Below are 23,724 nucleotides of genomic sequence, written 5' to 3'. Positions count from 1 at the left end.
TCAGCCGGCACCGCCGAACAGGGAATGGGGGCTCTGTTTGATCGTCGGCACGGCGCCGTCGAACCAGTCGGCCTGCCGGATCTCCTTCATCGCCGCCTTGCGCGTCGGGGCGTCGAGCCGGTCGAGGAACAGCACCCCGTCGAGGTGGTCGGTCTCGTGCTGCAGGCAGCGGGCGAGCAGGTCCGAGCCCTCCAGCTGTACCGGCTCGCCGTGCATGTTCCAGCCGCGGGCGACCACGTTCTTCGCCCGGACACAGTCCCAGTACAGGCCGGGGATGGACAGACACCCCTCCTCGCCGAGCTGGGTCTGCTCGTCGCTGGCCACCCAGGTCGGGTTCACCAGGTGACCGGCGTCGCCCTCGCAGTGGTAGGTGAACACCCGCAGGCCGACGCCGAGCTGGGGCGCGGCCAGGCCGGCGCCGCCCTGGGACTCCATGGTGTCCCAGAGGTCCTTGACCAGGTTGTGCAGCTCCCGGTCGAAGTCGACGACCTCGGCGGCGGGGGTGCGCAGCACCGGATCACCGAATAGCCGAATGGGCTGGACGGTCACTGTTCTCCCAAGGACGGAATCGGGGCGGGCCCGTTCAGTCTATTCAGTGCCGGATGATGCAACGTTGAGTGCGCCTCCGGCCACGTCAACACGTGACCATCACGAGACGCACGGACAAAGCCCTGAATGGGTCATTCGAGACGCTCAGCGTCCTGAACGGGTCATTCGAGGCATCACGGTGCCGCCTGGGTCAGATCAGTTCCAGGGGGTCGAGGCGGACCCGGATCGGGTCGGGCTCCTTGCGCGCGGTCCGCGCGTGTTGCGCGGTGGCCAACGCGGCGGCCAGCGCCCGGCCCTGCGCCCTGGTCGTGCGGACCAGCGCGCGCTCCTTCTCGTCCGGCCCGATGGGCACCGGGCCGAGGATCTCGCCGGTGTCCGGCAACACCAGCTCCTCCAGGAAGAGCGCCAGCGCTTTGGCCTGCCCGTCCACCGCCGCCATCCGCACCGAGGGCGGGAACCCGAGCTCGGTGCGCCCGGCCAGCTCCAGGCCGGCGTGCCAGGCGGGGTCCCAGCGGACGAGCGCCTGCACCGGCGCGAGCACGGACTCGGCCAGCACCACCACCCGGCCACCGTCGCGGTGCGCGCGCACCAGCGCGGCGGCGGTCATCCACCGGCGCAACGCCTCCTCCGAGGCCCGCAGGTCTGCCCGGCCGAGCAGCGCCCAGCCGTCGAGCAACAACGCCGCCCCGTAGCCGCCGGCGGCCACCGGCTCGGCCCCCGGGGTGGCCACCACCAACGCGGGCCGCGCCTCGACCTCCGACAGCACGGCGCTGGCCCCCGAGCCGAGGACCGGCACGTCGGCGAAGGCCCGCCCCAGCTCCTCGGCGGTCCGCTTCGCGCCGACGACGATCGCCCGCAACCGCCGGGAACCGCAGTTGCCACACCGGAAAGCGGTGTCCGGCACGCCGCACCACCGGCAGGTCGGCGTGCCGGCCTGCCCGCCGGCCGGCAGGCCGAGCGGTCCGGCACAGCGCCGGCAGCGCGCGGGCCCACGGCACTGCTGGCAGGCCAGCGTCGGGACATACCCGCCCCGGGGCACCTGGACCAGCACCGGCCGCCCGTCCTTGAGCGCCGCGCGCGCCGCGTCGAAGGCCACCGACGGGATCCGCGCCGCGCGCGCCGCCGGGTCGCGCGCCAGTTGCAGGTCGCTCTCCCCCAGCGCCACGATCCTGGGCGACGCGGCCCGCAGCTCCTCCCTGGACGCCACGATCTCCGGCGCCCAGCCCGACTCGACCAGCAGCTGGGCCTCGGCCGTGCGCGCGATCCCGGCGACCACCAGCGACGCGCCGACCGCGTGCGCCCGCTGGATCAGCACGTCGCGCACGTGCGGGTAGGGCGAGTGCGGATCGGCGTGCAGGTCGTCGCCGTCGTCCCACACCACGAACACGCCCGGCCGGTGTACCGGCGCGAACACGCTGGCCCGGGTGCCGACCACGATCCGCGCGCCGCCGCGCAGCACCGACAGCCACCGGCGGTACCGCTTGGCCGGTCCGGCGTCGGCCGACAGCGCGACCACGGCCTGCTCCCCCGCCAGCGCCACGCACGCGGCGTGCAGCCGGGCGACGTCGCGGTAGTCGGGTACCACCAGCACCGCGCCCCGGTCGCCGGCGGCGGCGGTGACCGCCAGCTCGGCCAGCCGGGTCGGCCAGTCCTCGCCGGGCGTGACCTGCCAGGCCGCGTGCGCCTGCTTGCCGGTGAGCACCGCGTCCAGGAAGGCGGGGCCGCGCGGGTAGCGGCGCCACCCCTGCGCGTCCGGCAGCGCGGGGCGCGGCGCCGGCTCGGGAGCCGGCTCGGCCGCGACCTCGGCGTGCCGGGGCGGGATGGCGAGCCGCAGCACGTCGATCATGCTGCCGGCGTAGCGGTCGGCCACGGCCCGGGTGAGGGTCGCGATCTCCGGCGCCAGCACGGGTTCCGGCGAGACGACCTTGGTCAGGAAGCCCAGCTTGCCGCCGAAGTCGGACTCGGCCGCGCGGCACAGCAGGAACCCGTCGACCTGTTTGCCGGCGAACCGCACCCGCACCCGGCAGCCGGGCACGGCGGTGTCGTCGAGGGTGGTCGGCACGAGGTAGTCGAACGGGCGGTCCAGGTGCGCCAGCGGCACGTCGACGACCACCTTGGCGACCGGGAGCTCGGCGGCCGCGACCAGCTCGCCCTTACGCGGGACGGACAACGCGGCTAGCCGCCGTAGTAGGCGGTGTACCTGGACGCCAGCTCCGCCCGCTGGCCAATGGTGGACTCCTCCCGGATGGTGCGGTTGAGCCCGGCCGGGAAGCCGTGCTTCACCAACCGCCGCTCACAGGCGTCCTCCATGAAGGAGAAGGAGAAGTACAGCGAGGTGAAGTAGCCGAGCGCCATCATCCACAACCGCACGTCCAGCGGCGCGGGCACCAGCAGGACCACCAGCCAGACGCTCAGCATGACCTGCACCCGCGCCAGGTGGCGGAACACCCACGACTGGCAGGTCAGGTCATAGAGAACCCACTCGCGGTACGCGGCCGGCAGAGTTCCGCCGACCGCGTACCGCAGCCACTTGCTCGGGGTGGGTCGTCGCACCTGGCCAGTCTAGGCGCCGGCCAGAGACTTCAACGCGTCCGCCCGGTCGGTGCGCTCCCACGGCAGGTCCAGCTCGGGACGACCGAAGTGGCCGTACGCCGCGGTCTGCTTGTAGATCGGGCGCAGCAGGTCCAGGTCGCGGATGATCGCGGCCGGGCGCAGGTCGAAGACCTGGCTGATCGCCTGCTGGATCTTGGTCGGGTCGACGGTCTCGGTGCCGAAGGTCTCGACGAACAGCCCGACCGGGGCGGCCTTGCCGATCGCGTAGGCGACCTGGACCTCGACGCGGGTCGCGAGACCGGCGGCGATCGCGTTCTTGGCCACCCAGCGCATCGCGTACGCGGCCGAGCGGTCCACCTTCGACGGGTCCTTGCCGGAGAACGCGCCGCCACCGTGACGGGCCATGCCGCCGTAGGTGTCCACGATGATCTTGCGACCGGTCAGGCCGGCGTCACCCATCGGGCCGCCGATGACGAACCGGCCGGTCGGGTTGACCAGCAGGCGCACGTCGTCGGTGTCCAGGTCCAGCTCGGCCAGCTCGGGCTTGACGACCTGCTCCAGCACGTCGACGGTGAGCAGCTTCTCCAGGTCGACGCCCTCGGCGTGCTGGGAGGACACCACGACGGTGTCCAGCCGGACCGCCTGGTCGCCCGCGTACTCGATGGTGACCTGGGTCTTGCCGTCCGGGCGCAGGTAGGGCAGCTGGCCGTTGTTGCGGACGTCGGTCAGCCGCTTGGACAGCCGGTGGGCCAGCGCGATCGGCAGCGGCATGAGCTCGGGGGTGTCGGTGCACGCGTAGCCGAACATCAGGCCCTGGTCGCCTGCGCCCTGCTTGGCGATCTCGTCTTCCTCCTGGTCGACCCGCTGCTCGTAGGCGGTGTCGACGCCCTGCGCGATGTCCGGCGACTGGGAACCGATCGCGATGTTCACGCCACAGGAGTTGCCGTCGAAGCCCTTGGCCGACGAGTCGTAACCGATCTTGAGGATCGTGTCGCGGACCAGCGCGGGGATGTCGGCGTACGCCTCGGTGGTCACCTCGCCCGCGACGTGCACCTGGCCGGTGGTGACCATGGTCTCCACCGCGACCCTGGACCGGGGATCCTTCTCCAGCAGCGCATCCAGGATGGAGTCGCTGATCGCGTCACAGATCTTGTCCGGGTGTCCTTCGGTCACCGACTCGCTGGTGAACAGCCTGCTCGCGGACTCAGTCACGTCATACCTACCCAGTTAATCGCGGATTTGTTGCACAAAGCGTACTGATGGAACTGGAGAACGAGTCACGCCTGTATGAACGGCACTACCGCATCCCATATATCGGACGCCATGTGCGACTTGCTACTCAGCGCGACAGCCCGTTCCGATCCATCGGCAGATAGTAGCCACCCGGAGTTGTCCTCGGTCTCGAAGGCCTTGCCCTCGCCGACGGCGTTCACCACCAGCAGATCGGCGCCCTTGCGTTTGAGCTTGACCCGCGCGTGCTCGAGCACGTCGCCCGCGCTGTCGCCCGTCTCGGCCGCGAAACCCACGATGACCTGCCCGACGACCTGCCCGTCGGTGCGCGCCCGCACCAGCTCGGCGAGGATGTCGGGGTTGCGGGTGAGCGCGATCGGGTCGGGGTCGCGGTCGGTCTTCTTGATCTTGTACGTGGCCCGGTCGGTCGGCCGGAAGTCGGCGACCGCGGCGGCCATCACCACCACGTCGGCGCCCACCGAGACCGTGTGCATGACCGCGCGCAGTTCTTCGGCCGTGCCGACCTTGACCAGCTCCGCGCCGGCGACGTCGGGCAGCGCCACGGTAGCGGCCGCGACCAGCGTGACGGTGGCGCCGCGCTGCACGGCGGTACGGGCCAGCGCGTAGCCCTGCTTGCCCGACGAGCGGTTGCCGAGGTAGCGGACGGGGTCGAGCGGCTCGCGGGTGCCGCCGGCGGAGATGACCACCCGGCGGCCCTCGAGGTCACGCGGGAGCGCGTCGGGGCGGTCGAGCAGCAGCCGGGCGAGGTCGACGATCTCGGCCGGGTCGGGCAGCCTGCCCTTGCCGGAGTCCTTGCCGGTCAGCCGGCCGCTGGCCGGCTCAGCGACGACCACACCGCGCGCACGCAGCGTGGCCACGTTGGCCGTGGTGGCCGCGTGCTCCCACATCTCGGTGTGCATGGCCGGGACCATCAGCACCGGGCAGCGCGCGGTCAGCAGGGTGTTGGTGAGCAGGTCGTCGGCCAGTCCGCCCGCGGCTTTGGCGAGCAGGTCGGCGGTGGCCGGCACGACCAGGACGAGGTCGGCCTCCTGCCCGAGACGTACGTGCGGCACCTCGGGCACGTCGGCGAACACCTCGGTGTGCACCGGGTTGCCCGACAGCGCCTCGAAGGTGGCCGCTCCGACGAACCGCAGCGCGGCCGCCGTCGGCACCACCCGGACGTCGTGTCCGGACTCGGTCAGCCGGCGGAGGACCTCGGCCGCCTTGTAGGCCGCGACCCCGCCCCCCACGCCAAGAACGACGCGAGGTCGGGACGCGGCCTCGGTCACTCGCCCTCGGTGTGTTCGAGCAGGCCGGCGTGGATCTCGCGGAGCGCGATGGACAGCGGCTTCTCCCGCGGACCCGGCTCCACCAGTGGGCCGACGTACTCCAGCAGGCCTTCGCCGAGCTGCGCGTAGTAGTCGTTGATCTGCCGAGCACGCTTGGCCGCGTAGATCACCAGCGCGTACTTCGAGCTGACCTTGTCGAGCAGGTCGTCGATCGGGGGGTTGGTGATGCCTTCGAGCTGTGGGCTCGTCGGGTCACCCAGTGCGCCCAACTCGGTGGGGGTGATCACTCGTGGTTCTCCAGCTGGTCAGAAGATTTGTCAAGTACCAAGGTTAGCAACTCCTTGGCGGCGGTCCGCACGTCGGTGTTCACCACGACGGCGTCGAACTCGTCCTTGGCGGCGAGTTCCTCCTTCGCGGTGCGCAGCCGGCGCTCGACGATCTCCGGCGACTCGGTCCCCCGCCCGACAAGGCGTTCGACCAGAGCCTCCCAGCTCGGCGGGCTGAGAAAGACCAGGAACGCCTCCGGCATGCTGCGCCGCAGCGCCCTGGCGCCCTGCAGATCGACCTCGACCAACGCCGGCTGGCCGGCGTCGAGACGATTCTCGATCGGTGCCCTCGGAGTGCCGGAACGATGAGTGCCGCGGTGGATCTCCGCCCACTCCAACAACTCGTCCTCGGCGACCATGCGGTCGAACTCCGCGGGGCTGATGAACGTGTAGTCCACGCCGTCGCGCTCACCCGGCCGCTGTTCGCGGGTGGTGACCGAAACGCTGAACCACAGGTCGGGATAGGTCACGAGCAGCTCGCGCACCACGCTGCTCTTGCCGACGCCGGAGGGGCCGGCCAAAACAATCAGCCGACCCCTCCGGTTGTCGCGGGGCGAGTAACTCACTCGCCGCTGAACTCGGCGAGCAGCGCCTTACGCTGACGCTCGCCGAGACCGCGCAGGCGGCGGCTCGGCGCGATTTCCAGGCGCTCGATGATCTGCTGGGCACGCACCTTGCCGACGCCTGGAAGGGCCTCGAGTAGTGCGGTGACCTTCATCTTGCCCAGGACCTCGTCTTTTTCAGCTTGGGTGAGCACGTCCTTGAGGGTGGTGCCACCTCGCTTCAAGCGCTCCTTGAGCTCAGCTCGGGCGCGACGGGCGGCAGCCGCCTTCTCCAGCGCTGCGGCCCGCTGCTCCTCGGTCAGCTGGGGAAGGGCCACGATTTCCTCCGGGGGGGTGGGGTTGTCTGTGGATCGGTGCCGCGACGTTACCGAGGTCGGAGCGGTCGCGACAACGCGGGTCCACCTTAGTGCGCAACGTAGCGCTTTCCGAAGCCGAGATCTACTCTCCGTAGCACTCAACGCCCGGACCTGGGGCAACGCGGACACAGACCTTGATCATTTTCGGGTTTTCCGCTACAGGGGGTGCCGGAATCAGATCATCGAACGCATACAGAAAATGCCGGAATTCAGATTGGACAATGCGGTGGGAGTGCCATTCTCCGGGCCGCGCGGCACGCCAGTTCAGTCCGTATGAAGACTCGTGCCGACCAGCGCATGCCATCGACCGTCCGGCGATTCGCCACGATGCAAGAACTCGCAGCTCGGGAGGCACTACCTACGGCCGAACGGCCTAATGCGGGTGCGCAAGCGCCAATGAGTCGCGCACGCGGTGCGCGGCGGCCCGCAACGAGGCCACCTCCGGGCCGTGTTGGAGCACCGCACGCGACGTGGACGGCAGGACATGGCGCAGGTTCTGGCCGAAGACCGTGCGCAGATCGGCCACCGTGCCGCCCTGCGCACCGAAGCCCGGCGCCAGAAACGCACCGTGGTGCGCCGAAAGGTCGAGACCGTGGTCGCCGACCGTGGCCCCGATGACCAGCCCGACCGGGCCGAGCGGACTGCCACCGGCGTTGCGTGCCGCGGCCTCGTCGACGATCGACTGCGCCACCGTGCGCTCCCCGGACACCGCGCGCTGGACCGAGGCCCCCTCCGGGTTCGAGGTCAGCGCCAGGACGAACACCCCTCGGCCGGTCTGCTCGGCGAGCGCGAGCGCCGGCTCCAGCGAGCCGAAGCCGAGATAGGGAGACACCGTCACCGCGTCGGCCGCGAGCGGCGAGTCGTCGGCGAGGTAGGCCGTGGCGTAGGCGGCCATGGTCGAGCCGATGTCGCCGCGTTTGACGTCCAGCAGCACCAGCGCACCGGCCTGCCTGCTCTCGGCGATCACCCGCTCCAGGACCGCGACCCCGGCCGAGCCGAACGTCTCGAAGAAGGCCGACTGCGGCTTGAGCACCGCGACCTCCCCCGCCAGCGCCTCGACGCAGGTCAGCGCGAAGCGCTCCAGCCCGGCCGAGGACACCGGCAGGCCCCAGTCGACCAGCAGCGACGGGTGCGGGTCGATGCCGACACACAACGGCCCCCGCAGGGAGACCGCGGTCGTCAGCCGTGCGCCGAACGGTGCCCTCATCGCGCGCTCCTCATGGTCGCCTGCAACGACTGCAGCGACTCGACGTGGATGTCCTGGCGGATCAACGCCTCGATGCCGTGCACCGCGGCCGCCGCGCCCTGGATCGTGGTCACACACGGGATGTCGCGGGACACCGCGGCGGTGCGGATCTCGTAGCCGTCGACCCGGGGGCCGGGGTTGCCGTACGGGGTGTTGATCACCATGTCGACCCCGCCCGCCCGGATCAGCTCCACGATGTTCGGCTCGCCGTCCCGCGAGGTCTCGAAGTGCTTGCGCACCTCGGTACACGGGATCCCGTTGCGCCGCAGCACTTCCGCGGTGCCGGCGGTGGCCAGCACCTCGAAGCCGAGGTCGGCCAGCCGCTTGACCGGGAACACCATGGCGCGCTTGTCCCGGTTGGCCACCGAGACGAACACCCGGCCCGAGGTCGGCAGCGAGCCGTAGGAGGCCGTCTGCGACTTGGCATAGGCCTTGCCGAACGACGCGTCGATGCCCATCACCTCGCCGGTCGACTTCATCTCCGGGCCGAGCAGCGAGTCCACGCCGTGGCCGTCTGGGGTGCGGAAACGGTGGAAGGGCAGCACCGCCTCCTTGACCGCCACCGGGGAGGCCGGCGGCAGCTCGCCGCCGTCGCCGGTCGCCGGCAGCAGGCCCTCGGCCCGCAGCTGCGCGACCGAGGCGCCGAGCATGATCCGGGCGGCGGCCTTGGCCAACGGCACCGCGGTGGCCTTGGACACGAACGGCACGGTCCGCGACGCGCGCGGGTTGGCCTCGAGCACGTAGAGCACGTCGTCCTTGAGCGCGTACTGCACGTTCAGCAGCCCGCGCACCCCGATGCCCTCGGCGAGCGCGGCCGTCGACCGGCGGATGGCGGCGAGGTCGGTCCGGCCGAGGGTGATCGGCGGCAGCGCGCACGCCGAGTCGCCGGAGTGGATGCCGGCCTCCTCGATGTGCTCCATCACCCCGCCGAGGAACATCTCCTCGCCGTCGTACAGGGCGTCGACGTCGATCTCGATGGCGTCGTCGAGGAACCGGTCGACCAGCACCGGGTGCTCCGGGGTGATCTCGGTGGCGCGCTGGATGTAGCCGGCCAGCGACGACTCGTCGTAGACGATCTCCATGCCGCGCCCGCCGAGCACGTAGGAGGGCCGGACCAGGACCGGGTAGCCGATCTCGTCGGCGATCCGCTTGGCCGCGGCGAACGAGGTCGCCGTGCCGAACCGGGGAGCCGGCAGCCCGGCGGTGGCGAGCACCTCGCCGAACGCGCCGCGGTCCTCGGCGAGGTGGATGGCCTCGGCCGGGGTGCCGACGACCGGCACGCCCGCCTCGGTCAGCCGCCTGGCCAGACCGAGCGGGGTCTGCCCGCCCAGCTGGACGATCACCCCGGCGACCGTGCCCGACTGCCGCTCGGCGTGCACCACCTCGAGCACGTCCTCGAACGTCAGCGGCTCGAAGTACAGCCGGTCGGAGGTGTCGTAGTCGGTGGAGACGGTCTCCGGGTTGCAGTTGACCATGACGGTCTCGTAGCCGGCCGCGCGCAGTGCCATGGCCGCGTGCACACAGGAGTAGTCGAACTCGATGCCCTGCCCGATCCGGTTCGGCCCGGAGCCCAGGATCAGCACCTTGGGCCGGTCGCGCTGCTCGGTCACCTCCGACTCGGCTTCCGGATCGAACTCGTAGGCCGAGTAGTGGTAAGGCGTGCTGGCGGCGAACTCGGCGGCACAGGTGTCGACGGTCTTGAACACCGGCCGGACCCCGAGGCGGTGGCGCAGCGTCCGCACCCCGTCCTCACCGGCCAGCTCCGGGCGCAGGGCGGCGATCTGCCGGTCGGCGAAACCGGACCGCTTGGCCCGACGCAGCAGGGGCTCGTCGAGCACGGGCGCGTCGCTGACCTCGGCCCGCAGCTCGACCAGCGAGGCGATCTGGTCGACGAACCACGGGTCGATCCCGGACGCGTCGCTGACCTGCGCGACCGTCGCGCCGAGACGCAACGCCCGTTCCACGGTGTACAGCCGGCCGTCGTGCCCCACCCGCAGCGCCTCGATGGCCTCCTCGACGGCCTCCTCGACAGTGGCCGAGTCCGGGTCGGGGGTGGTCCAGAAGCCGGCGGCCTTGGTCTCCATCGAGCGCAGTGCCTTGCCGAGCGCCTCGACGAAGTTGCGGCCCATCGACATGGCCTCGCCGACCGACTTCATCGTGGTGGTCAGCGTCGGGTCGGCGCCGGGGAACTTCTCGAAGGCGAACCGGGGCACCTTGACCACGACGTAGTCCAGCGTCGGCTCGAACGAGGCCGGGGTCTCGCCGGTGATGTCGTTGCGGATCTCGTCGAGGGTGTAGCCGATGGCGAGCTTCGCGGCGATCTTGGCGATCGGGAAGCCGGTGGCCTTGGACGCCAGCGCGCTGCTGCGCGACACCCGCGGGTTCATCTCGATCACGACCAGCCGGCCGGTGCTCGGGTGCACGGCGAACTGGATGTTGCAGCCGCCGGTGTCCACGCCGACCTCGCGCAGCACGGCGATGCCGACGTCGCGCATGTGCTGGTACTCGCGGTCGGTCAGGGTCATGGCCGGGGCCACGGTCACCGAGTCGCCGGTGTGCACGCCCATCGGGTCGATGTTCTCGATCGAGCAGATGACCACGACGTTGTCGTTGCGGTCGCGCATCAGCTCGAGCTCGTACTCCTTCCAGCCGAGCACGCTCTCCTCGATCAGCACCTCGTGCACCGGGCTCTCCGCGAGCCCGGTCGAGGCGAGCCGGTCGAGCTGGTCGGCGGTGTGCGCCATGCCGGAGCCGAGCCCACCCATGGTGAACGACGGCCGGATCACCACCGGCAGACCGAGGTCGGCCACGGTCTTGCGGACCTCGTCCATCGAGTGGCACACCGCGCTGCGCGGGGTCTGCGCGCCGACCGCGGCGCAGATGTCCTTGAACCGCTGGCGATCCTCGCCGCGCTGGATGGCCTCGATGTCCGCGCCGATCAGCTCGACGCCGTACTTGTCGAGCACGCCCCGCTCGTGCAGCGCGACCGCGGTGTTGAGCGCGGTCTGGCCGCCGAGGGTGGCCAGCAGCGCGTCCGGCCGCTCCTTGGCGATCACCTTCTCCACGAAGTCCACGGTGATCGGCTCGATGTAGGTGGCGTCGGCGAACTCGGGGTCGGTCATGATCGTCGCCGGGTTCGAGTTGACCAGGCTGACCCGCAGGCCCTCCTCGCGCAGCACCCGGCAGGCCTGGGTGCCGGAGTAGTCGAACTCGCACGCCTGGCCGATGACGATCGGGCCGGACCCGATCACCAGGACGTGTTCGAGGTTGTCACGTCGAGGCATGCGCGTCCTCCATGAGGCTGACGAACTCGTCGAACAGGGGGGCGGCGTCGTGGGGCCCGGCGGCCGCCTCCGGGTGGTACTGCACGGAGAACGCCGGCACGTCCAGCGCGCGCACGCCCTCGACGCAGCCGTCGTTCGGGCAGTAGTGGCTGATCTTCGCGTCGCCGAACGGGGTGGCGAACCGCTCCCCCGGCTCGCCGGCGAGCGCGAAGCCGTGGTTCTGCGAGGTGATCGCGACCCGGCCGGTGTCCACGTCGATCACCGGGATGTTGATGCCGCGGTGGCCGTAGCGCAGTTTGTAGGTGTCCTTGCCCAGGGCCCGGCCGAGGATCTGGTGGCCGAAGCAGATGCCGAACACCGGCAGCCGCCGGGCCAGCACGTCGCGGGTGAGCTTGACCGGGCCGTCGGCGGTCGCCGGGTCACCGGGGCCGTTGGCCAGGAAGAAGCCGTCCGGTTCGAGCGCGAGGACGTCCTCGATCGTGGCGGTCACCGGCAGCACGTGGGTCTCGATGCCGCGGGCGGCCAGCATGCGGGGCGTGTTGGTCTTGATGCCGAGGTCCAGGGCGGCCACCCGGTACCGGCGCTCGCCGACGGCCGGCACGACGTAGCCGGTCGGGGTGCTGACCTGCCCGGCGAGATCGGCGCCGGTCATCGGCTGACTGGCGAGCACCTGGTCGACCATGGCCTGGAGGTCGGTGACCGCGTCGCCGGCGAAGACCCCGCCGCGCATGGCGCCGCGCTCGCGGAGGTGCCTGGTCAGCGAGCGGGTGTCGACCCCCGCGATGCCGACGACCCCCTGCTCGGCTAGCGCGGCGTCCAGCGGGCGCCGGGAGCGCCAGTTGGACGGCACCCTGGCCGGGTCGCGCACGACGTAGCCGGCGACCCAGATCCGGCGGGACTCGTCGTCCTCGTCGTTCCAGCCGGTGTTGCCGATCTGTGGCGCGGTCGCGACCACGATCTGGCGGTGGTAGGACGGGTCGGTCAGGGTCTCCTGGTAGCCGGTCATCCCGGTGCAGAACACCACCTCGCCCAGGGTGGCGCCGGTGGCGCCGAACGCCGCACCGCGGAACACCCGGCCGTCCTCGAGAACCAGCGCGGCTGGCGTCATGCGCGTACCTCTCCTTCCCGAGCGGTGATCCGCCCGCGCAGCAACGTGGTGACCACTCGGCCGGGCAGGTCCATGCCCTCGTACGGGGTGTTGGCGGCGATGCTGGCCAGCTCCGCGCCGCGCACCGTCCAGGTCGCGGCAGGGTCGACCAGGGTCAGCGTCGCCGGCTCGCCGACCGCGATCGGCCGGCCGTGGTCGGCCAGCCCGGCGATCTCGGCTGGGCGTTCGCTGAGCACCCGCGCGACCCCGCGCCAGTCCAGCAGCCCCGGCTCGACCATCGTGGCCACCACGATCGGCAGCGCGGTCTGCAGGCCGAGCATGCCGGGACGGGCCGCCGCCCACTCGCAGTCCTTGTCCTGCGGCGCGTGCGGGGCGTGGTCGGTGGCCACACAGTCGATGACCCCGGTGGCCAGCGCCTCGCGCAGCACCTTTGTGTCCTCGGCGGTGCGCAGTGGCGGGTTGACCTTGTTCACCGGGTCGTAGGTGGCCAGCCGATCGTCGTCGAGCAGCAGGTGGTGCGGGGTGACCTCGGCGGTGACCTGGATGTCCCGCTCCTTGGCCCAGCGCAGGATCTCGGCGGTGCCGGCCGTGGAGACGTGGCAGATGTGCAGGCGGGCGCCGGTGTAGCCGGCCAGCAGGCAGTCGCGGGCGACGATCGACTCCTCGGCGACGGCCGGCCAGCCGGCCAGGCCGAGCCTGGCGGCCTGCTCGCCCTCGTGCGCCTGGGCGCCCGCGGTCAGCCTGGGCTCCTCGGCGTGCTGGGCGATGACCACGTCCAGCGCGGTGGAGTACTCCAGGGCGCGGCGCATCAGCAGCGGGTCGTGCACGCACTTGCCGTCGTCGGAGAACACCCGGACCCTGGCCTGGGAGTTGGCCATGGTGCCCAGTTCGGCGAGCCGCTCCCCGCCGAGGCCGACAGTGACCGCGCCGACCGGGTGCACGTCGACCAGGCCGACCTCACGGCCGCGCCGCCAGACGTGTTCGACGATCACCGCGTTGTCGGCCACCGGGTCGGTGTTGGCCATGGCGAACACCGCCGTGTACCCGCCGAGCGCGGCGGCGGCCGAGCCGGTGGCGATGGTCTCGGTGTCCTCGCGGCCGGGTTCGCGCAGGTGGGTGTGCAGGTCGACGAACCCGGGCAGCAGGACCTGCCCGCGCGCGTCGATCACCTCGGCGGCCGCGATGTCCGTGGCGGCGTCCACGGTGGGTTCGATGGCGGCGACCAGGCCGTCGCGCAGCAGGACGTCGACCGGGTCGCCGTCGCCGTAGGGCCGTACGCCGCGCAGCACCAGCGGTGTCGTCACGCCATCTCCTCTTCGTGGGCGAGCAGGTGGTAGAGCACCGCCATGCGGACGTGCACGCCGTTGGCCACCTGCTGGGTGATCGCGGCACGCGGCGAGTCGGCCACCGAGGAGGCGATCTCCATGCCGCGCAGCATCGGGCCGGGGTGCAGCACGACCGCGTGTGCCGGCAGCGTGGCCAGCCGGGCCTCGCTCAGGCCGTAGGCGATGGCGTACTCGCGGGCGGAGGGGAAGAAGCCGCCGTGCATGCGTTCGGCCTGCACCCGCAGCATCATCACGGCGTCCACGCCGGGCAGCTCGGCGTCGAGGGTGTGCGAGACGGTGACCGGCCAGCGGCCGACGTGCGCCGGCAGCAGGGTCGGCGGGGCGACCAGCACGACCTGCGCGCCGAGGGTGGTGAGCAGGTGGACGTTGGAGCGGGCGACCCGGCTGTGCAGCACGTCGCCGACGATCGCGATCCGCCTGCCGGCCAGGTCGCCGAGCCGTTCCCGCAGGGTGGCGGCGTCGAGCAGGGCCTGGGTCGGGTGCTCGTGCATGCCGTCGCCCGCGTTGACCACCGACGTGCCGGCCTCGGCCAGCCAGCCGGCGAGCCGGTGCGCGGCGCCGGAGGCGGGGTGGCGCACGATCACGCAGTCCGCGCCGGCCGCGGCGAGAGTGAGCGCGGTGTCGCGCAGGGACTCGCCCTTGCCGACCGAGGAGCCGCTGGCCGAGACGTTGATCACATCGGCGCTCATCCATTTGCCGGCGATCTCGAAGGACACCCTGGTGCGGGTGGACGCCTCGTAGAACAGGCTGATCACGGTGCGGCCGCGCAGCGTCGGGAGCTTCTTGACCTCCCGGCCGAGCAGGGTGCGCTTGAGCGCCTCGGCGGTGTCGAGCACGGCGGTCGCGGCCGCGGCGTCCAGGCCCTCGGTGCTGAGCAGGTGCCTCACTGTGCCGCCTCCCCGCGCTTCAAGGTGTTGGTTGCGTTGGGGAGGAAGGGTGCTGTTTGTGTGCGTCCTTGTGGCTGGGTTGCGTCACGTTCCCCTGAGGTGCGGTTGGGGAGGACTCGGGATGGCTTCGATCCTGAGGTTGGCCGAGGGTGCCTCACAGGGTGTCCTCCGCCCGCTGCAGCAGGACGGCGTCGTGGCCGTCGGTCTCGGCCAGTCGCACGTGGACCTCCTCGCCGCGGGAGGTTGGCACGTTCTTGCCGACGTAGTCGGCGCGGATCGGCAGCTCCCGGTGGCCGCGATCGACGAGTACCGCGAGCTGGACCGCGCGCGGCCGGCCGGCGTCGCGCAGCGCGTCGAGGGCGGCGCGGATGGTGCGGCCGGAGTAGAGGACGTCGTCGACCAGGATCACGAGCAGGTCGTCCACGCCGACGGGGGGCAGTTGGGTGGCGACGAGCGGACGGGTCGGCTTGCGGCGCAGGTCGTCCCGGTAGAGGGTGACATCAAGCACACCGGTCGGGACGGAGACGCCGCTGAAATCGGCGATCCTGGCTGCCAGCCGGGTGGCGAGTGGGGCTCCCCTGGTGGGGATGCCAAGCAGGACGACCGGTGCGGCGTCTGGCACGTCGAGTGCCGTTCGCTCGATGACCTGATGGGCCATTCGGGCGACAGTGCGTGCGACGTCGCCGGCGGAGAGCAGCTCACGCTGCCCAGCCGGTTCCGCCGCACCGCGGTTGCGCGGTGCCACGGCTTGACCTCCTTCCCCGCCTCGCTGGACGGGTCTTAAAGGACGTCGGACTCGCGCCCAGGTCGGGCGCGCTAGCACCGTACCAGGGCCAATGGATCCACCAACCGGGTGGTACTAATGCGGATCAACCACAGATATTCACAGATCAGCTTGACCTGGTGACAACACTAAGTAACCATTACTCTGCGTGTTGATATGCGGCTACCCGCGGCGTACACAGATCGGCCAGCGGGGCGAATGAATGGGAGAATCGCCATATGGGCGACTACGCCAAGGCGCTGGGGAGCAAGCTCCGCGGCATCCGCCAACAGCAGGGCCTGTCCCTGCATGGCGTCGAGCAGAAGTCCGGCGGCCGATGGAAGGCCGTCGTGGTCGGCTCGTATGAGCGGGGAGACCGCGCGGTGACCGTGCAGAAGCTGGCCGAACTGGCCGACTTCTACGGGGTCCCGGTGGTCGAGCTGCTGCCAGAGGGACGGGTGCCCTCCGGTGCCGAGCCGGCGACCAAGATCGTGATCAATCTGGAACGTCTACAGCAGCTGCCCGCCGAGAAGGTCGGTCCGCTGGCCAGGTACGCGGCGACGATCCAGAGCCAGCGCGGCGACTACAACGGCAAGGTGCTCTCCATCCGCACCGAGGACCTGCGCTCGCTGGCGATCATCTACGACATGACACCCGGCGAACTGACCGAACAGTTGATCGACTGGGGCGTGCTGCCCCCGGAAGCTCGACCGTCCAAAGAAGACTGATCGCGGCCGAGCCGGTGGCTGGCGCGCCGGCTCGGTTTTCGATGCCGTTTTCCAGGTCACAAGACAGTTCTACCGGTAGGCTCACCCTCTGACGCACGCGATCAGGGGGGCCGATGCGCATGCCACGGGTCAGGTTCCACCACGTCGCCGTCGTCTTGTCGGCAACGCTGCTGGCCGCATGCGACAGCGAGGCCTCACCACCACCGCCGACCTCCACGACGTCCTCCCCCACGGTCACGACCACGACGTTCACCCCGCCGGCTGGCGTCCCCCGTGTGGCAAACCCGCTGGACGGCAGCACCTTCGAACAGGACCCGTGCACAAGCCTCACCCCCGCCCAGCGCACCCAGTTCGATCTGGGTGACGGCAGGCTTGGCACCGGCCAAAACCCGGAGCAGTCCGACGACAACTGCACCTATTTCGACCACGACCCCAAGACCGAACTCCTGGTGTACGTCAACTACTACCCGGACGACGGAACCGGCCTGACCCACCGGTACAAGCAGCACCACGACGGCCAATGGCCCGAATGGGAGCCGACCGATGTCAACGGGTATCCGGCCGTGGGATTCCACTACAACCCCGCTGAGCCGTCCGAGTGCAACCTCGACGTCGGCATCAGCGACACCACGGTCTTCAACATCAAAGTGCTCTACTACCAGTGGAAAGGCCTCCACGGCCAGGACGTCTGCGCCGAGGCGAAAACCATCGCCTCGGCGGTGCTGACGACCATCAAGGCCGCGAACTGACCCTCATGGCAAGTAGCTGCCAATCCTGGGAACAGCGCCCGAAGTCTCGCCGCTCTGCGGCACGACCTCCTGGATGCGGTCCTGCCGTAAACTGTCCAACTGGCGTCGAAGGCTGTCGCGGAGGTCGTTGATCGCCTGGGCGGTGTCACGCTCGATCTTGTCGACCTGATCCAGGTACTGCCGAGCGGTGTCTCGCAGGTACGTGTGGATGTCCAGCACCAGTTCGTTCTTCGTGCCCTTTACCTCGGCGGTCTTCACCGCCTCACCGATCATCTCGGTCACGACAACCCCCAGCAACACCGGAGTGGTCACCCCACCGGACCCGGCACCGATGACCGTAGCCGCGGCTGCGACCAGCCCGGTGACAAGCACCGAGAACAGATTGAGGCCACCCTGTCCCTCCGGTACTTTCTTCGGACACATCTCCACCATGGCCTGTACGAGTTCCAGGATGTCCTCGCCAGCCTTGTGCAGGACGGCTCGGTAGCGAACCAGGTGCTCGGCCACCACGAAGAAGGCGTTCTCCGTGAAAACCTGGTACCGGAGAAAATCCTCCTCATAGGCATGCGCCGATGCTGCCTCGATCGCCGTCCAGCCCGTACGCATCGCCACCCAGTTCGCCCGAGTGGCGTTCTTCTCCTCATACGAGATGTCGCCGACGCGTCCATTGCCCGGGTCTTTCGCGTCCTCTGCGTCCTTCCAGGTCAGGCAGCCCTTGGTGAGCTTGTCGTAGGTGACCTCGATCATGGCGGTGCTGATACCGCTCACCGCCTGGGCCGCCTTGTGGAACACCGTGGTGTCGGCCGCGAAGTCCTCAAGCACCGAGATCGTCTCGTACTCGCGCGGGTCGTCGAACTGGGGCGCGCCTTCCCTGAGCTCCATGCGGTACGGGCTTTCCACCTCCCCGATCGCTTCCATCTCCGGAGTCATCGGGGGTATTGGCCGGTAGATGCGCGGACCGTCGTTCGACTCCGGCCGCAGCAGGAACTCGACCCACGCGGCCAACTCGCCGGACGCCTTCGACAACCGAGGATTCGTCGACTCCTCGATGCCTGGCACCGGAACAGCGTCACGCCCAGGAGGAAGCGCCATCAGGACCACCGGAACCCTTCCAGCTCACGCTGGATCGCCGCGAACCGGTCAGCATGCAACTGGTCCTGCTTGCGTGCCCAGTCGGCGTGGTTGAGCAGAAACGCGCGGTACTCCGTCAACGAGGACGCCAGCCCGCTCTGGTCGGCAACCAGTTGCTCCAGCTGAGAGCTGACCTCGCTGAGAAACGAGCTGCTCGCAGCCTTCACCTCGCCGTTGCCCTCGCCACCGAACCAGCCGGGAGTCTCGTTGCCGTGCGCCGCCCGTACCTCGGCCCCGGCCTCGGTGTAGCCGTCCCGCAGCTCGCCGAGCTTGTTGATCACCGGCGTGAGGTACCACTCGATCATCTGTTCCATGTAGCCCGGGCTGATCTTGTAGACCTTGGTCGGATCGTCGTCCTCGTCCATGTGCGTTCGCCCCCTCAGGCGGACACTCCCAGTCGTGTCCACGCGCTCACCCATCGTGGCAGAACGCGGGAGTCATGCACACAAGAATTGAGGATCCGGGGTCAGCTGACGGCCACCGCCTCACGGTGGACCGGCCTGACTCGCCGTCGCATGCGGGAGACCGCGACGCCGGCCAGGCACAGCGCGCCGCCGGCGACGCTCAGCCAGCCAGGCACCTCGTCCAGCAGCAGCCACGACATCGCGACCACGAGCGCGGGCACCACGTAGGTCGTCGCGCCCATCTTCGCCGCCGTGGTCCTGGCCAGCGCGTAGGCCCAGGTGAGGAACGCGAGCGCGGTCGGGAACACGCCGAGGTAGACCAGGTTGAGCGTGGCCGACAGCGGCGCGTCCCCGAGTTCGCCGACCAGTTGGCCGGCGAAGGGTAAGCAGGCGACCATGCCGACCAGACAGGCGAACGTGGTGAACTGCACGCCCGACACGTGCCGCAGGGCGGGCTTCTGGCACGTCACGCCGATCGCGTAGGTGATCGCGGCCACCACGCACAGCACGACCCCGAGCACCGACGCGTGCGTGTCACCGGAGATGGAGACGCCGACCACCACGGCGCCGGCGAACGACACCGCGATCCCGATGAGCACCTGGCGGGAGAAGCCCTCCTTGAGCAGCCAGCCGGCGAGTAACGCGATCAGCACCGGGCCGATGTTGACCACCATGGCCGCCGTGCCGGCGTCGACCTCGCGCTCGCCCCAGTTGAGCGCGACCATGTACACGCCGAACCACAACACGCCCGCGCCGAGGATGGCCGGCCAGGCGGCCCGAGGCGGCCAGCTCTCCCGCCGCCACAGCAGCACGGTCACCAGCACCGCCGAGCCGGCGAGCAGCCGCCCCAGCGCCAGCGCGCCCGGCGAGTAGTGCTCCCCCGCCACCCGGATCGACACGAACGCAGACGCCCACAGCAGGACGGTGGTCCCGGCCGCGGCGAGGCTGCGCCGGTCGACGCCGGCCTGATTGATCTCCATGCCGCCAACCTAGATCGCGGCACCGACAATTCTCGTGCCCGATTCGGACAGGAGAATTGCAGGTCACATGATGCTGGTCACAGCGTGGCGCGCAGCCGGTCCGCGATCGTGGCCAAGCGGCCGAGGACACCGTTGACGAAGCGCGGCGAGTCATCGGTCGACAGGGACTTCGCCAGCTGGACGGCCTCGTCGATGGCCACCGGGTCGGGCACGTCGCCTGCCCACAGCAGCTCGTACACCCCGAGTCGCAGAATCGCCAGATCCACGAACGGCATCCGGTCCAGGGTCCAGCCCTCGGCGTGCTCGGTGAGCAGCTCGTCGATCCGCTCCCGGTTGGCGACCACGCCCTCGAGCAGGGAGGTCGCGTAGTCGTCCGGCGGCGGGTGCTCCGCCGCCGCGGTGCGCTCGCGGTGCAGCACCAGCGGATCGGTGTCGCGCAGCGCGGCCGCGTACAGGATGTCGACCGCGCGTTTACGTGCCTTGCTGCGCGCGCCCACTAGGAGCTGACGCGGCCGAGATAACGGCCGTCGCGGGTGTCGACCTTGACCTTCTCGCCGGTGGACAGGAACAGCGGGACCTGGATCTCCGCGCCGGTCTCCAGCGTGGCCGGCTTGGTGCCGCCGGTGGACCGGTCGCCCTGCAGGCCGGGGTCGGTCTGCTTGATGATCAGCTCGACCGACGTCGGCAGCTCGATGAACAGCGGCGCGTCCTCGTGCGTCGCGACCACCGCGGAGTGGTTCTCCAGCAGGAACCGCGCGCTGTCGCCGATGACGTCGCCGTCGATGTGGATCTGCTCGTAGGTCTCGCCGTCCATGAAGACGAACTGCGTGCCGTCCTGGTAGAGGTAGGTCATCTCACGCCGGTCGACGGTGGCGGTGTCCACCTTGATGCCGGCGTTGAAGGTCTTGTCGACGACCTTGCCGGTGAGCACGTGCTTGAGCTTGGTGCGCACGAACGCTGGACCCTTGCCCGGCTTGACGTGCTGGAACTCCACGACGGACCACAGTTGTCCTTCGAGGTTGAGCACCAGGCCGTTCTTCAGGTCGTTGGTGGAAGCCACGGGATAGATATCTCCTGTACTCGCAACGGGGTCTACACGACGACGAGCTGTTTGGTCGTCAACGTGAGAAGCTCTGGATCGCCGTCCCGTACTACGAGCGTGTCCTCGATGCGGACCCCGCCCCTACCGGACAGGTACACGCCCGGCTCCACGGTGACTGCCATGCCGGCGGACAGTCTACCTTCACCCGTCTTGGCCAGGGCCGGGGCCTCGTGGATCTCCAGTCCGACGCCGTGGCCGAGGCCGTGGACGAACTCCGCGCCACGCCCCGCGTCCTCCACCACACCCCGCGCGGCCGCGTCCACGTCCCGGACCTCGGCGGCCACCCGCAGCGCGGCCCGACCGGCGGCCTGTGCCGCGGCGACCAGGTCGTACAGCTCCCGCTGCCAGTCTGCTGGCTGGCCGATGACGAAGGTGCGGGTCATGTCCGAGTGGTAGCCGTCGACCAACGCGCCGAAGTCGAGTTTGACCAGGTCACCGGTGTGCAGCTCGGCGTCGGTCGGCCGGTGGTGGGGCACCGCGGAGTTGGCGCCGGTGGCCACGATCGACTCGAACGACGGGCCGGCGGCGCCGTGGTCGAGCATGCGGCCCTCCAACTCGCGGGCGACCTCGCGCTCGGTGCGGCCGGCGCGCAGGCCACCGTGCTCGATGAGATCGGCGAGCGCGCGATCGGCCGCGGCGCAGGCCATCCGCAACGCCTCGATCTCGGTGTCGTCCTTGACCACGCGCAGCTGCTCGACCAGGCCCGGTGCGCGAACCAACTCGACATCACCCGCTGCGCGCAGCGTGTCCAGCTCGTCGACGGTGACCCGATGGCTCTCGTAGGCGGTGCGGCGGTAGCCCCGCGCGGCCGCGTGCTCGACCAGCGCGGGCGGGCACGGCCGTTCGATGATCCGCTCGAGATCGGGCACCTGCCGCGCGGACTGGGTCAGATAGCGCCCGTCGGTGCACAGGACCGTGCGCTCCTCGTCGGTGGCGTGCACCAGCAGGGCGGCGTTGGACCCGGTGAAACCGGTCAGGTAGCGGACGTTGCGCAGATCGACCACGAGCAGGGTGTCCAGGTCACGCGCGCGCAGCTGGGATCGCAGCGCGGCGCGGCGCCGGGCGTGGTTGTCGGGCATACGTGCGACTGTAGCGGGCACCGGCCTAGGCTGGTGCGATGCGAACCTGGCTGCTACGCGGTGCGGTGCTGGCCGTGGTGCACGCGGTGGCGGAGACGGTGCGCACCGACTTCGGGGTGCACAATCCGACCTCCCGCACGTTCTTCGAGGCGATCACGCTCGGGGTGCTGGTCGGCGTCGCCGCGGTGTGGGGCGCGACGGACACCTGGCGCGACGTGCCCGACCGCGGCCGGATGTGGCTGGGTGCCGCGCTGGTCGCCGGCTGGGCTGGTGCGGTGCTCGGCGTCGTTGGCAAGGCGAGTTTCGTCGACCAGTCGGGGGTGGCCGACCTCGGTGCGGCGGTGACCGGCGGCGCGGCGTTCGTCGCGTTGCTGGTGCTGGTGCCGGCGGGGGTGGGCATGCTGGCCGGCCGCTGGATCGGCCGGTCGCGGCAGCCCGCCGACGACGCGCGCGCCTGACCTAGCTGGGCGGTCCGAGCAGGTCCGGCCCGCGCTTGTAGTCGTGCTGTTCCTGCTCGGTCAGGTCGAGTACGGCCGAGGAGTTCAGCGACGCGACCTCCTCGGAGTTGACCGCCCAGAGTTGGCCGTCGAGTACGAAGGCGATGCCGCCGTCGGGAGTCCTCCTGGCCTCCGTGCCCGGTTTCAGTCGCGCGGCGACCTCGGTCTTCGCCAGTGCCGCGACCGGTTGGTCGAGCACCCGCAGGGCGAGCTTCTCGGCGACCGACCGGCGGTCGACGCGCACGAGCATGCCGTCCACGACCAGGTCGATCGTGCGTTGCGGCGAGGGCAGCGCGAAGCCGTCGAGCGCGCGCAGGGCACGGCTCTCCTCGGCGCAGGCGTCGAAGCCGACGATGTCCAGGCCGAAGTGGCGCAGGTTGGACGGCCCGAAGCGGCCCTGGTGGGTGGCGCGCACGAGGTCGATGGCGACCGTGCCGCACGGGTCGTCGACCGACACCGGCGCGTGCCCGTCCGGCCGACGGACCAGGCCGGGGCCTTCCCGCCAGGTGCCCGGTACGAGCACCGGCTTGTAGGGCTGGTGGCGGAAGTTCAGGTCCCAGAACGTGAGCGTGGTGCCGCCGTGGGTCTCGTGGGCGATGGCGAACGCGGCGAGCGAGTCGACCCACATCCAGTCGGCGCTGAACGCGTCGACGATCGAGCGCAGCCGCTCGCCGGTGTTGGACACGTCCCGGAACCCGCCGGGGGCGAGGGCCTGGACGTCGCGCTGAAAGGCCGGATCCGGTGAGCGGAGCACGAACTGGCCGGCGCCGTTGTGCCCGGTGTGCTCGCCGGTGGTGTCGGTGAACATCAGGTAGAACTGGCCGGCGAGGTGAAGCACGGACGGCTGGCCCGCGCCGTAGGTGTTGCCGTTGTCCACGTCGCGGGCCGAACCGACGATGGGTTTGCCGCCGTTGGCTCGGGACCACACCCGGCCGTCGGGGCTGGTGGCCAGGCCGATGGCGTTGCCGTGGGCGTGGTCGCCCGCGGCGCCGGTGTAGTACATGAAGTAGGTGCCGCCGACGCGGATGACCGAGGGGTCACAGGTGTGCATGCCGTCGAAGCCGCCGGGGCGGCCGGAGAACACCGGGGTGGCGGCCTGACCGTCCGGACCGCGGAAACCGCCGCCGACCGAGGCGGACTCGGCCATCAGGATGTCGTCGCCCGGCGGGTTGGCGACGCCGAGTTGGCTGCACCACCACATCCGGTACCTGCCCTGGTCGAGCAGCAGGGTCGGGGCGTAGTTGTAGGGGGCGTCGCCGCCGCCCGCCGCGATCGTGCCGGCGCTCTTCCGGCCGCGGGCGGTGTTGAGGATGGCGGGTTCGGGGGCGCGTTTCCTGGGTTCGGCGGCTGGTGAGGTCTCCTCACCGGGACCGACGTCGGTCGTCGGCGCGGTGGTCGGCGGCGAGGCCTCGCTCGCGGTGCAGGCCGCGACCAGCGCCGATCCGAGTACCAGGGTTAACCCGAGCACTACGGCGGGCACCAACGCCGATCTTCGACGGTGCGTAACGCGCATCGTGGCTGTGTCCTCCGAAACGTTGCCCCATCGAGAGCCCT

General features: G+C 70.6%; 24 protein-coding genes. 3 read left to right on the top strand and 21 right to left on the bottom strand.

The genetic code is table 11. The annotated features are described in order from the left end of the window. From def to pyrR, 14 genes are all read right to left on the bottom strand, one after another. Complete coding sequence (def, locus tag ACYVIP_RS14470; RefSeq protein ID WP_460396240.1) at positions 1 to 549, bottom strand: peptide deformylase; 549 nt, start codon at positions 547 to 549, stop codon at positions 1 to 3. A 190-nt stretch (positions 550 to 739) separates the two neighbouring features. Beyond that, the gene (locus tag ACYVIP_RS14465) at positions 740 to 2,719 is read right to left on the bottom strand and encodes a primosomal protein N' (protein WP_460396238.1); all 1,980 of its coding nucleotides are present in this window, start codon (positions 2,717 to 2,719) and stop codon (positions 740 to 742) included. Positions 2,720 to 2,724: 5 nt separating this feature from the next. Beyond that, positions 2,725 to 3,102, bottom strand: a complete 378-nt coding sequence (locus ACYVIP_RS14460) for a DUF5313 family protein (RefSeq protein WP_460396236.1) — start codon at positions 3,100 to 3,102, stop codon at positions 2,725 to 2,727. Positions 3,103 to 3,111: 9 nt separating this feature from the next. Continuing rightward, positions 3,112 to 4,314: a methionine adenosyltransferase gene (metK, locus tag ACYVIP_RS14455; RefSeq protein WP_460396233.1), complete on the bottom strand. Its 1,203-nt coding sequence runs from the start codon at positions 4,312 to 4,314 to the stop codon at positions 3,112 to 3,114. Between the two features lie 65 nt (positions 4,315 to 4,379). Beyond that, positions 4,380 to 5,582 (bottom strand): bifunctional phosphopantothenoylcysteine decarboxylase/phosphopantothenate--cysteine ligase CoaBC, encoded by a 1,203-nt coding sequence (gene coaBC, locus ACYVIP_RS14450; RefSeq protein ID WP_460396232.1) that lies wholly within the window; start codon positions 5,580 to 5,582, stop codon positions 4,380 to 4,382. Between the two features lie 35 nt (positions 5,583 to 5,617). Continuing rightward, complete coding sequence (rpoZ, locus tag ACYVIP_RS14445; protein ID WP_075123567.1) at positions 5,618 to 5,908, bottom strand: DNA-directed RNA polymerase subunit omega; 291 nt, start codon at positions 5,906 to 5,908, stop codon at positions 5,618 to 5,620. Continuing rightward, positions 5,905 to 6,513 (bottom strand): guanylate kinase, encoded by a 609-nt coding sequence (gene gmk, locus ACYVIP_RS14440; RefSeq protein WP_460396231.1) that lies wholly within the window; start codon positions 6,511 to 6,513, stop codon positions 5,905 to 5,907. Before gmk ends, rpoZ begins: the two co-directional genes overlap by 4 nt. After that, complete coding sequence (gene mihF / locus ACYVIP_RS14435; RefSeq protein WP_460396229.1) at positions 6,510 to 6,827, bottom strand: integration host factor, actinobacterial type; 318 nt, start codon at positions 6,825 to 6,827, stop codon at positions 6,510 to 6,512. Before mihF ends, gmk begins: the two co-directional genes overlap by 4 nt. 412 nt (positions 6,828 to 7,239) lie before the next feature. Then, positions 7,240 to 8,073 carry an orotidine-5'-phosphate decarboxylase gene (gene pyrF / locus ACYVIP_RS14430; protein WP_460396227.1) on the bottom strand — a complete coding sequence of 278 codons (834 nt, stop codon included), beginning with the start codon at positions 8,071 to 8,073 and terminating at the stop codon, positions 7,240 to 7,242. Next, on the bottom strand, positions 8,070 to 11,396 hold the full coding sequence (carB, locus tag ACYVIP_RS14425; protein WP_460396225.1) for a carbamoyl-phosphate synthase large subunit: 3,327 nt from the start codon (positions 11,394 to 11,396) through the stop codon (positions 8,070 to 8,072). Before carB ends, pyrF begins: the two co-directional genes overlap by 4 nt. Beyond that, complete coding sequence (gene carA / locus ACYVIP_RS14420) at positions 11,383 to 12,504, bottom strand: glutamine-hydrolyzing carbamoyl-phosphate synthase small subunit (protein ID WP_460396223.1); 1,122 nt, start codon at positions 12,502 to 12,504, stop codon at positions 11,383 to 11,385. Before carA ends, carB begins: the two co-directional genes overlap by 14 nt. Further along, complete coding sequence (locus tag ACYVIP_RS14415; protein ID WP_460396221.1) at positions 12,501 to 13,808, bottom strand: dihydroorotase; 1,308 nt, start codon at positions 13,806 to 13,808, stop codon at positions 12,501 to 12,503. Before ACYVIP_RS14415 ends, carA begins: the two co-directional genes overlap by 4 nt. Next, complete coding sequence (locus ACYVIP_RS14410; RefSeq protein WP_460396219.1) at positions 13,805 to 14,737, bottom strand: aspartate carbamoyltransferase catalytic subunit; 933 nt, start codon at positions 14,735 to 14,737, stop codon at positions 13,805 to 13,807. The genes ACYVIP_RS14415 and ACYVIP_RS14410 overlap by 4 nt, the downstream gene beginning before the upstream one ends. A 154-nt stretch (positions 14,738 to 14,891) precedes the next feature. Continuing rightward, on the bottom strand, positions 14,892 to 15,482 hold the full coding sequence (gene pyrR / locus ACYVIP_RS14405) for a bifunctional pyr operon transcriptional regulator/uracil phosphoribosyltransferase PyrR (RefSeq protein ID WP_460396218.1): 591 nt from the start codon (positions 15,480 to 15,482) through the stop codon (positions 14,892 to 14,894). 257 nt (positions 15,483 to 15,739) lie between these two features. Between pyrR and bldD the strand changes: the two genes are divergently transcribed. Further along, on the top strand, positions 15,740 to 16,228 hold the full coding sequence (gene bldD, locus ACYVIP_RS14400) for a transcriptional regulator BldD (protein ID WP_075123575.1): 489 nt from the start codon (positions 15,740 to 15,742) through the stop codon (positions 16,226 to 16,228). A gap of 113 nt (positions 16,229 to 16,341) precedes the next feature. Next, complete coding sequence (locus ACYVIP_RS14395; protein WP_460396216.1) at positions 16,342 to 16,977, top strand: DUF3558 domain-containing protein; 636 nt, start codon at positions 16,342 to 16,344, stop codon at positions 16,975 to 16,977. A gap of 3 nt (positions 16,978 to 16,980) precedes the next feature. Here ACYVIP_RS14395 and ACYVIP_RS14390 read toward each other — a convergent pair whose 3' ends face one another. The 6 genes from ACYVIP_RS14390 to ACYVIP_RS14365 form a co-directional block, all read right to left on the bottom strand. Beyond that, the gene (locus tag ACYVIP_RS14390) at positions 16,981 to 18,036 is read right to left on the bottom strand and encodes a hypothetical protein (RefSeq protein ID WP_460396214.1); all 1,056 of its coding nucleotides are present in this window, start codon (positions 18,034 to 18,036) and stop codon (positions 16,981 to 16,983) included. A gap of 32 nt (positions 18,037 to 18,068) precedes the next feature. Then, positions 18,069 to 18,473, bottom strand: coding sequence for a hypothetical protein (locus ACYVIP_RS14385; RefSeq protein ID WP_460396212.1), 405 nt, complete (start codon positions 18,471 to 18,473; stop codon positions 18,069 to 18,071). Positions 18,474 to 18,574: 101 nt separating this feature from the next. After that, complete coding sequence (locus tag ACYVIP_RS14380; protein WP_460396210.1) at positions 18,575 to 19,492, bottom strand: DMT family transporter; 918 nt, start codon at positions 19,490 to 19,492, stop codon at positions 18,575 to 18,577. A gap of 77 nt (positions 19,493 to 19,569) precedes the next feature. Then, positions 19,570 to 19,989 (bottom strand): transcription antitermination factor NusB, encoded by a 420-nt coding sequence (nusB, locus tag ACYVIP_RS14375; protein ID WP_460396208.1) that lies wholly within the window; start codon positions 19,987 to 19,989, stop codon positions 19,570 to 19,572. Continuing rightward, positions 19,989 to 20,552: an elongation factor P gene (gene efp, locus ACYVIP_RS14370; RefSeq protein WP_460396206.1), complete on the bottom strand. Its 564-nt coding sequence runs from the start codon at positions 20,550 to 20,552 to the stop codon at positions 19,989 to 19,991. Before efp ends, nusB begins: the two co-directional genes overlap by 1 nt. Positions 20,553 to 20,584: 32 nt before the next feature. Then, positions 20,585 to 21,673 (bottom strand): M24 family metallopeptidase, encoded by a 1,089-nt coding sequence (locus ACYVIP_RS14365; RefSeq protein ID WP_460396204.1) that lies wholly within the window; start codon positions 21,671 to 21,673, stop codon positions 20,585 to 20,587. A 38-nt stretch (positions 21,674 to 21,711) separates the two neighbouring features. Between ACYVIP_RS14365 and ACYVIP_RS14360 the strand changes: the two genes are divergently transcribed. Then, entirely contained in the window at positions 21,712 to 22,131 is a 420-nt protein-coding gene (locus tag ACYVIP_RS14360; RefSeq protein ID WP_460396202.1) for a B-4DMT family transporter, read from the top strand. Position 22,132: 1 nt separating this feature from the next. Here ACYVIP_RS14360 and ACYVIP_RS14355 read toward each other — a convergent pair whose 3' ends face one another. Continuing rightward, on the bottom strand, positions 22,133 to 23,683 hold the full coding sequence (locus ACYVIP_RS14355; protein ID WP_460396200.1) for a glycoside hydrolase family protein: 1,551 nt from the start codon (positions 23,681 to 23,683) through the stop codon (positions 22,133 to 22,135). Positions 23,684 to 23,724: the final 41 nt, after the last annotated feature.

This window comes from Actinophytocola sediminis, assembly GCF_054779715.1.
The sequence above is the reverse complement of the archived record's forward strand: the minus strand, read 5'-3'. Positions and strand labels throughout refer to the sequence as shown.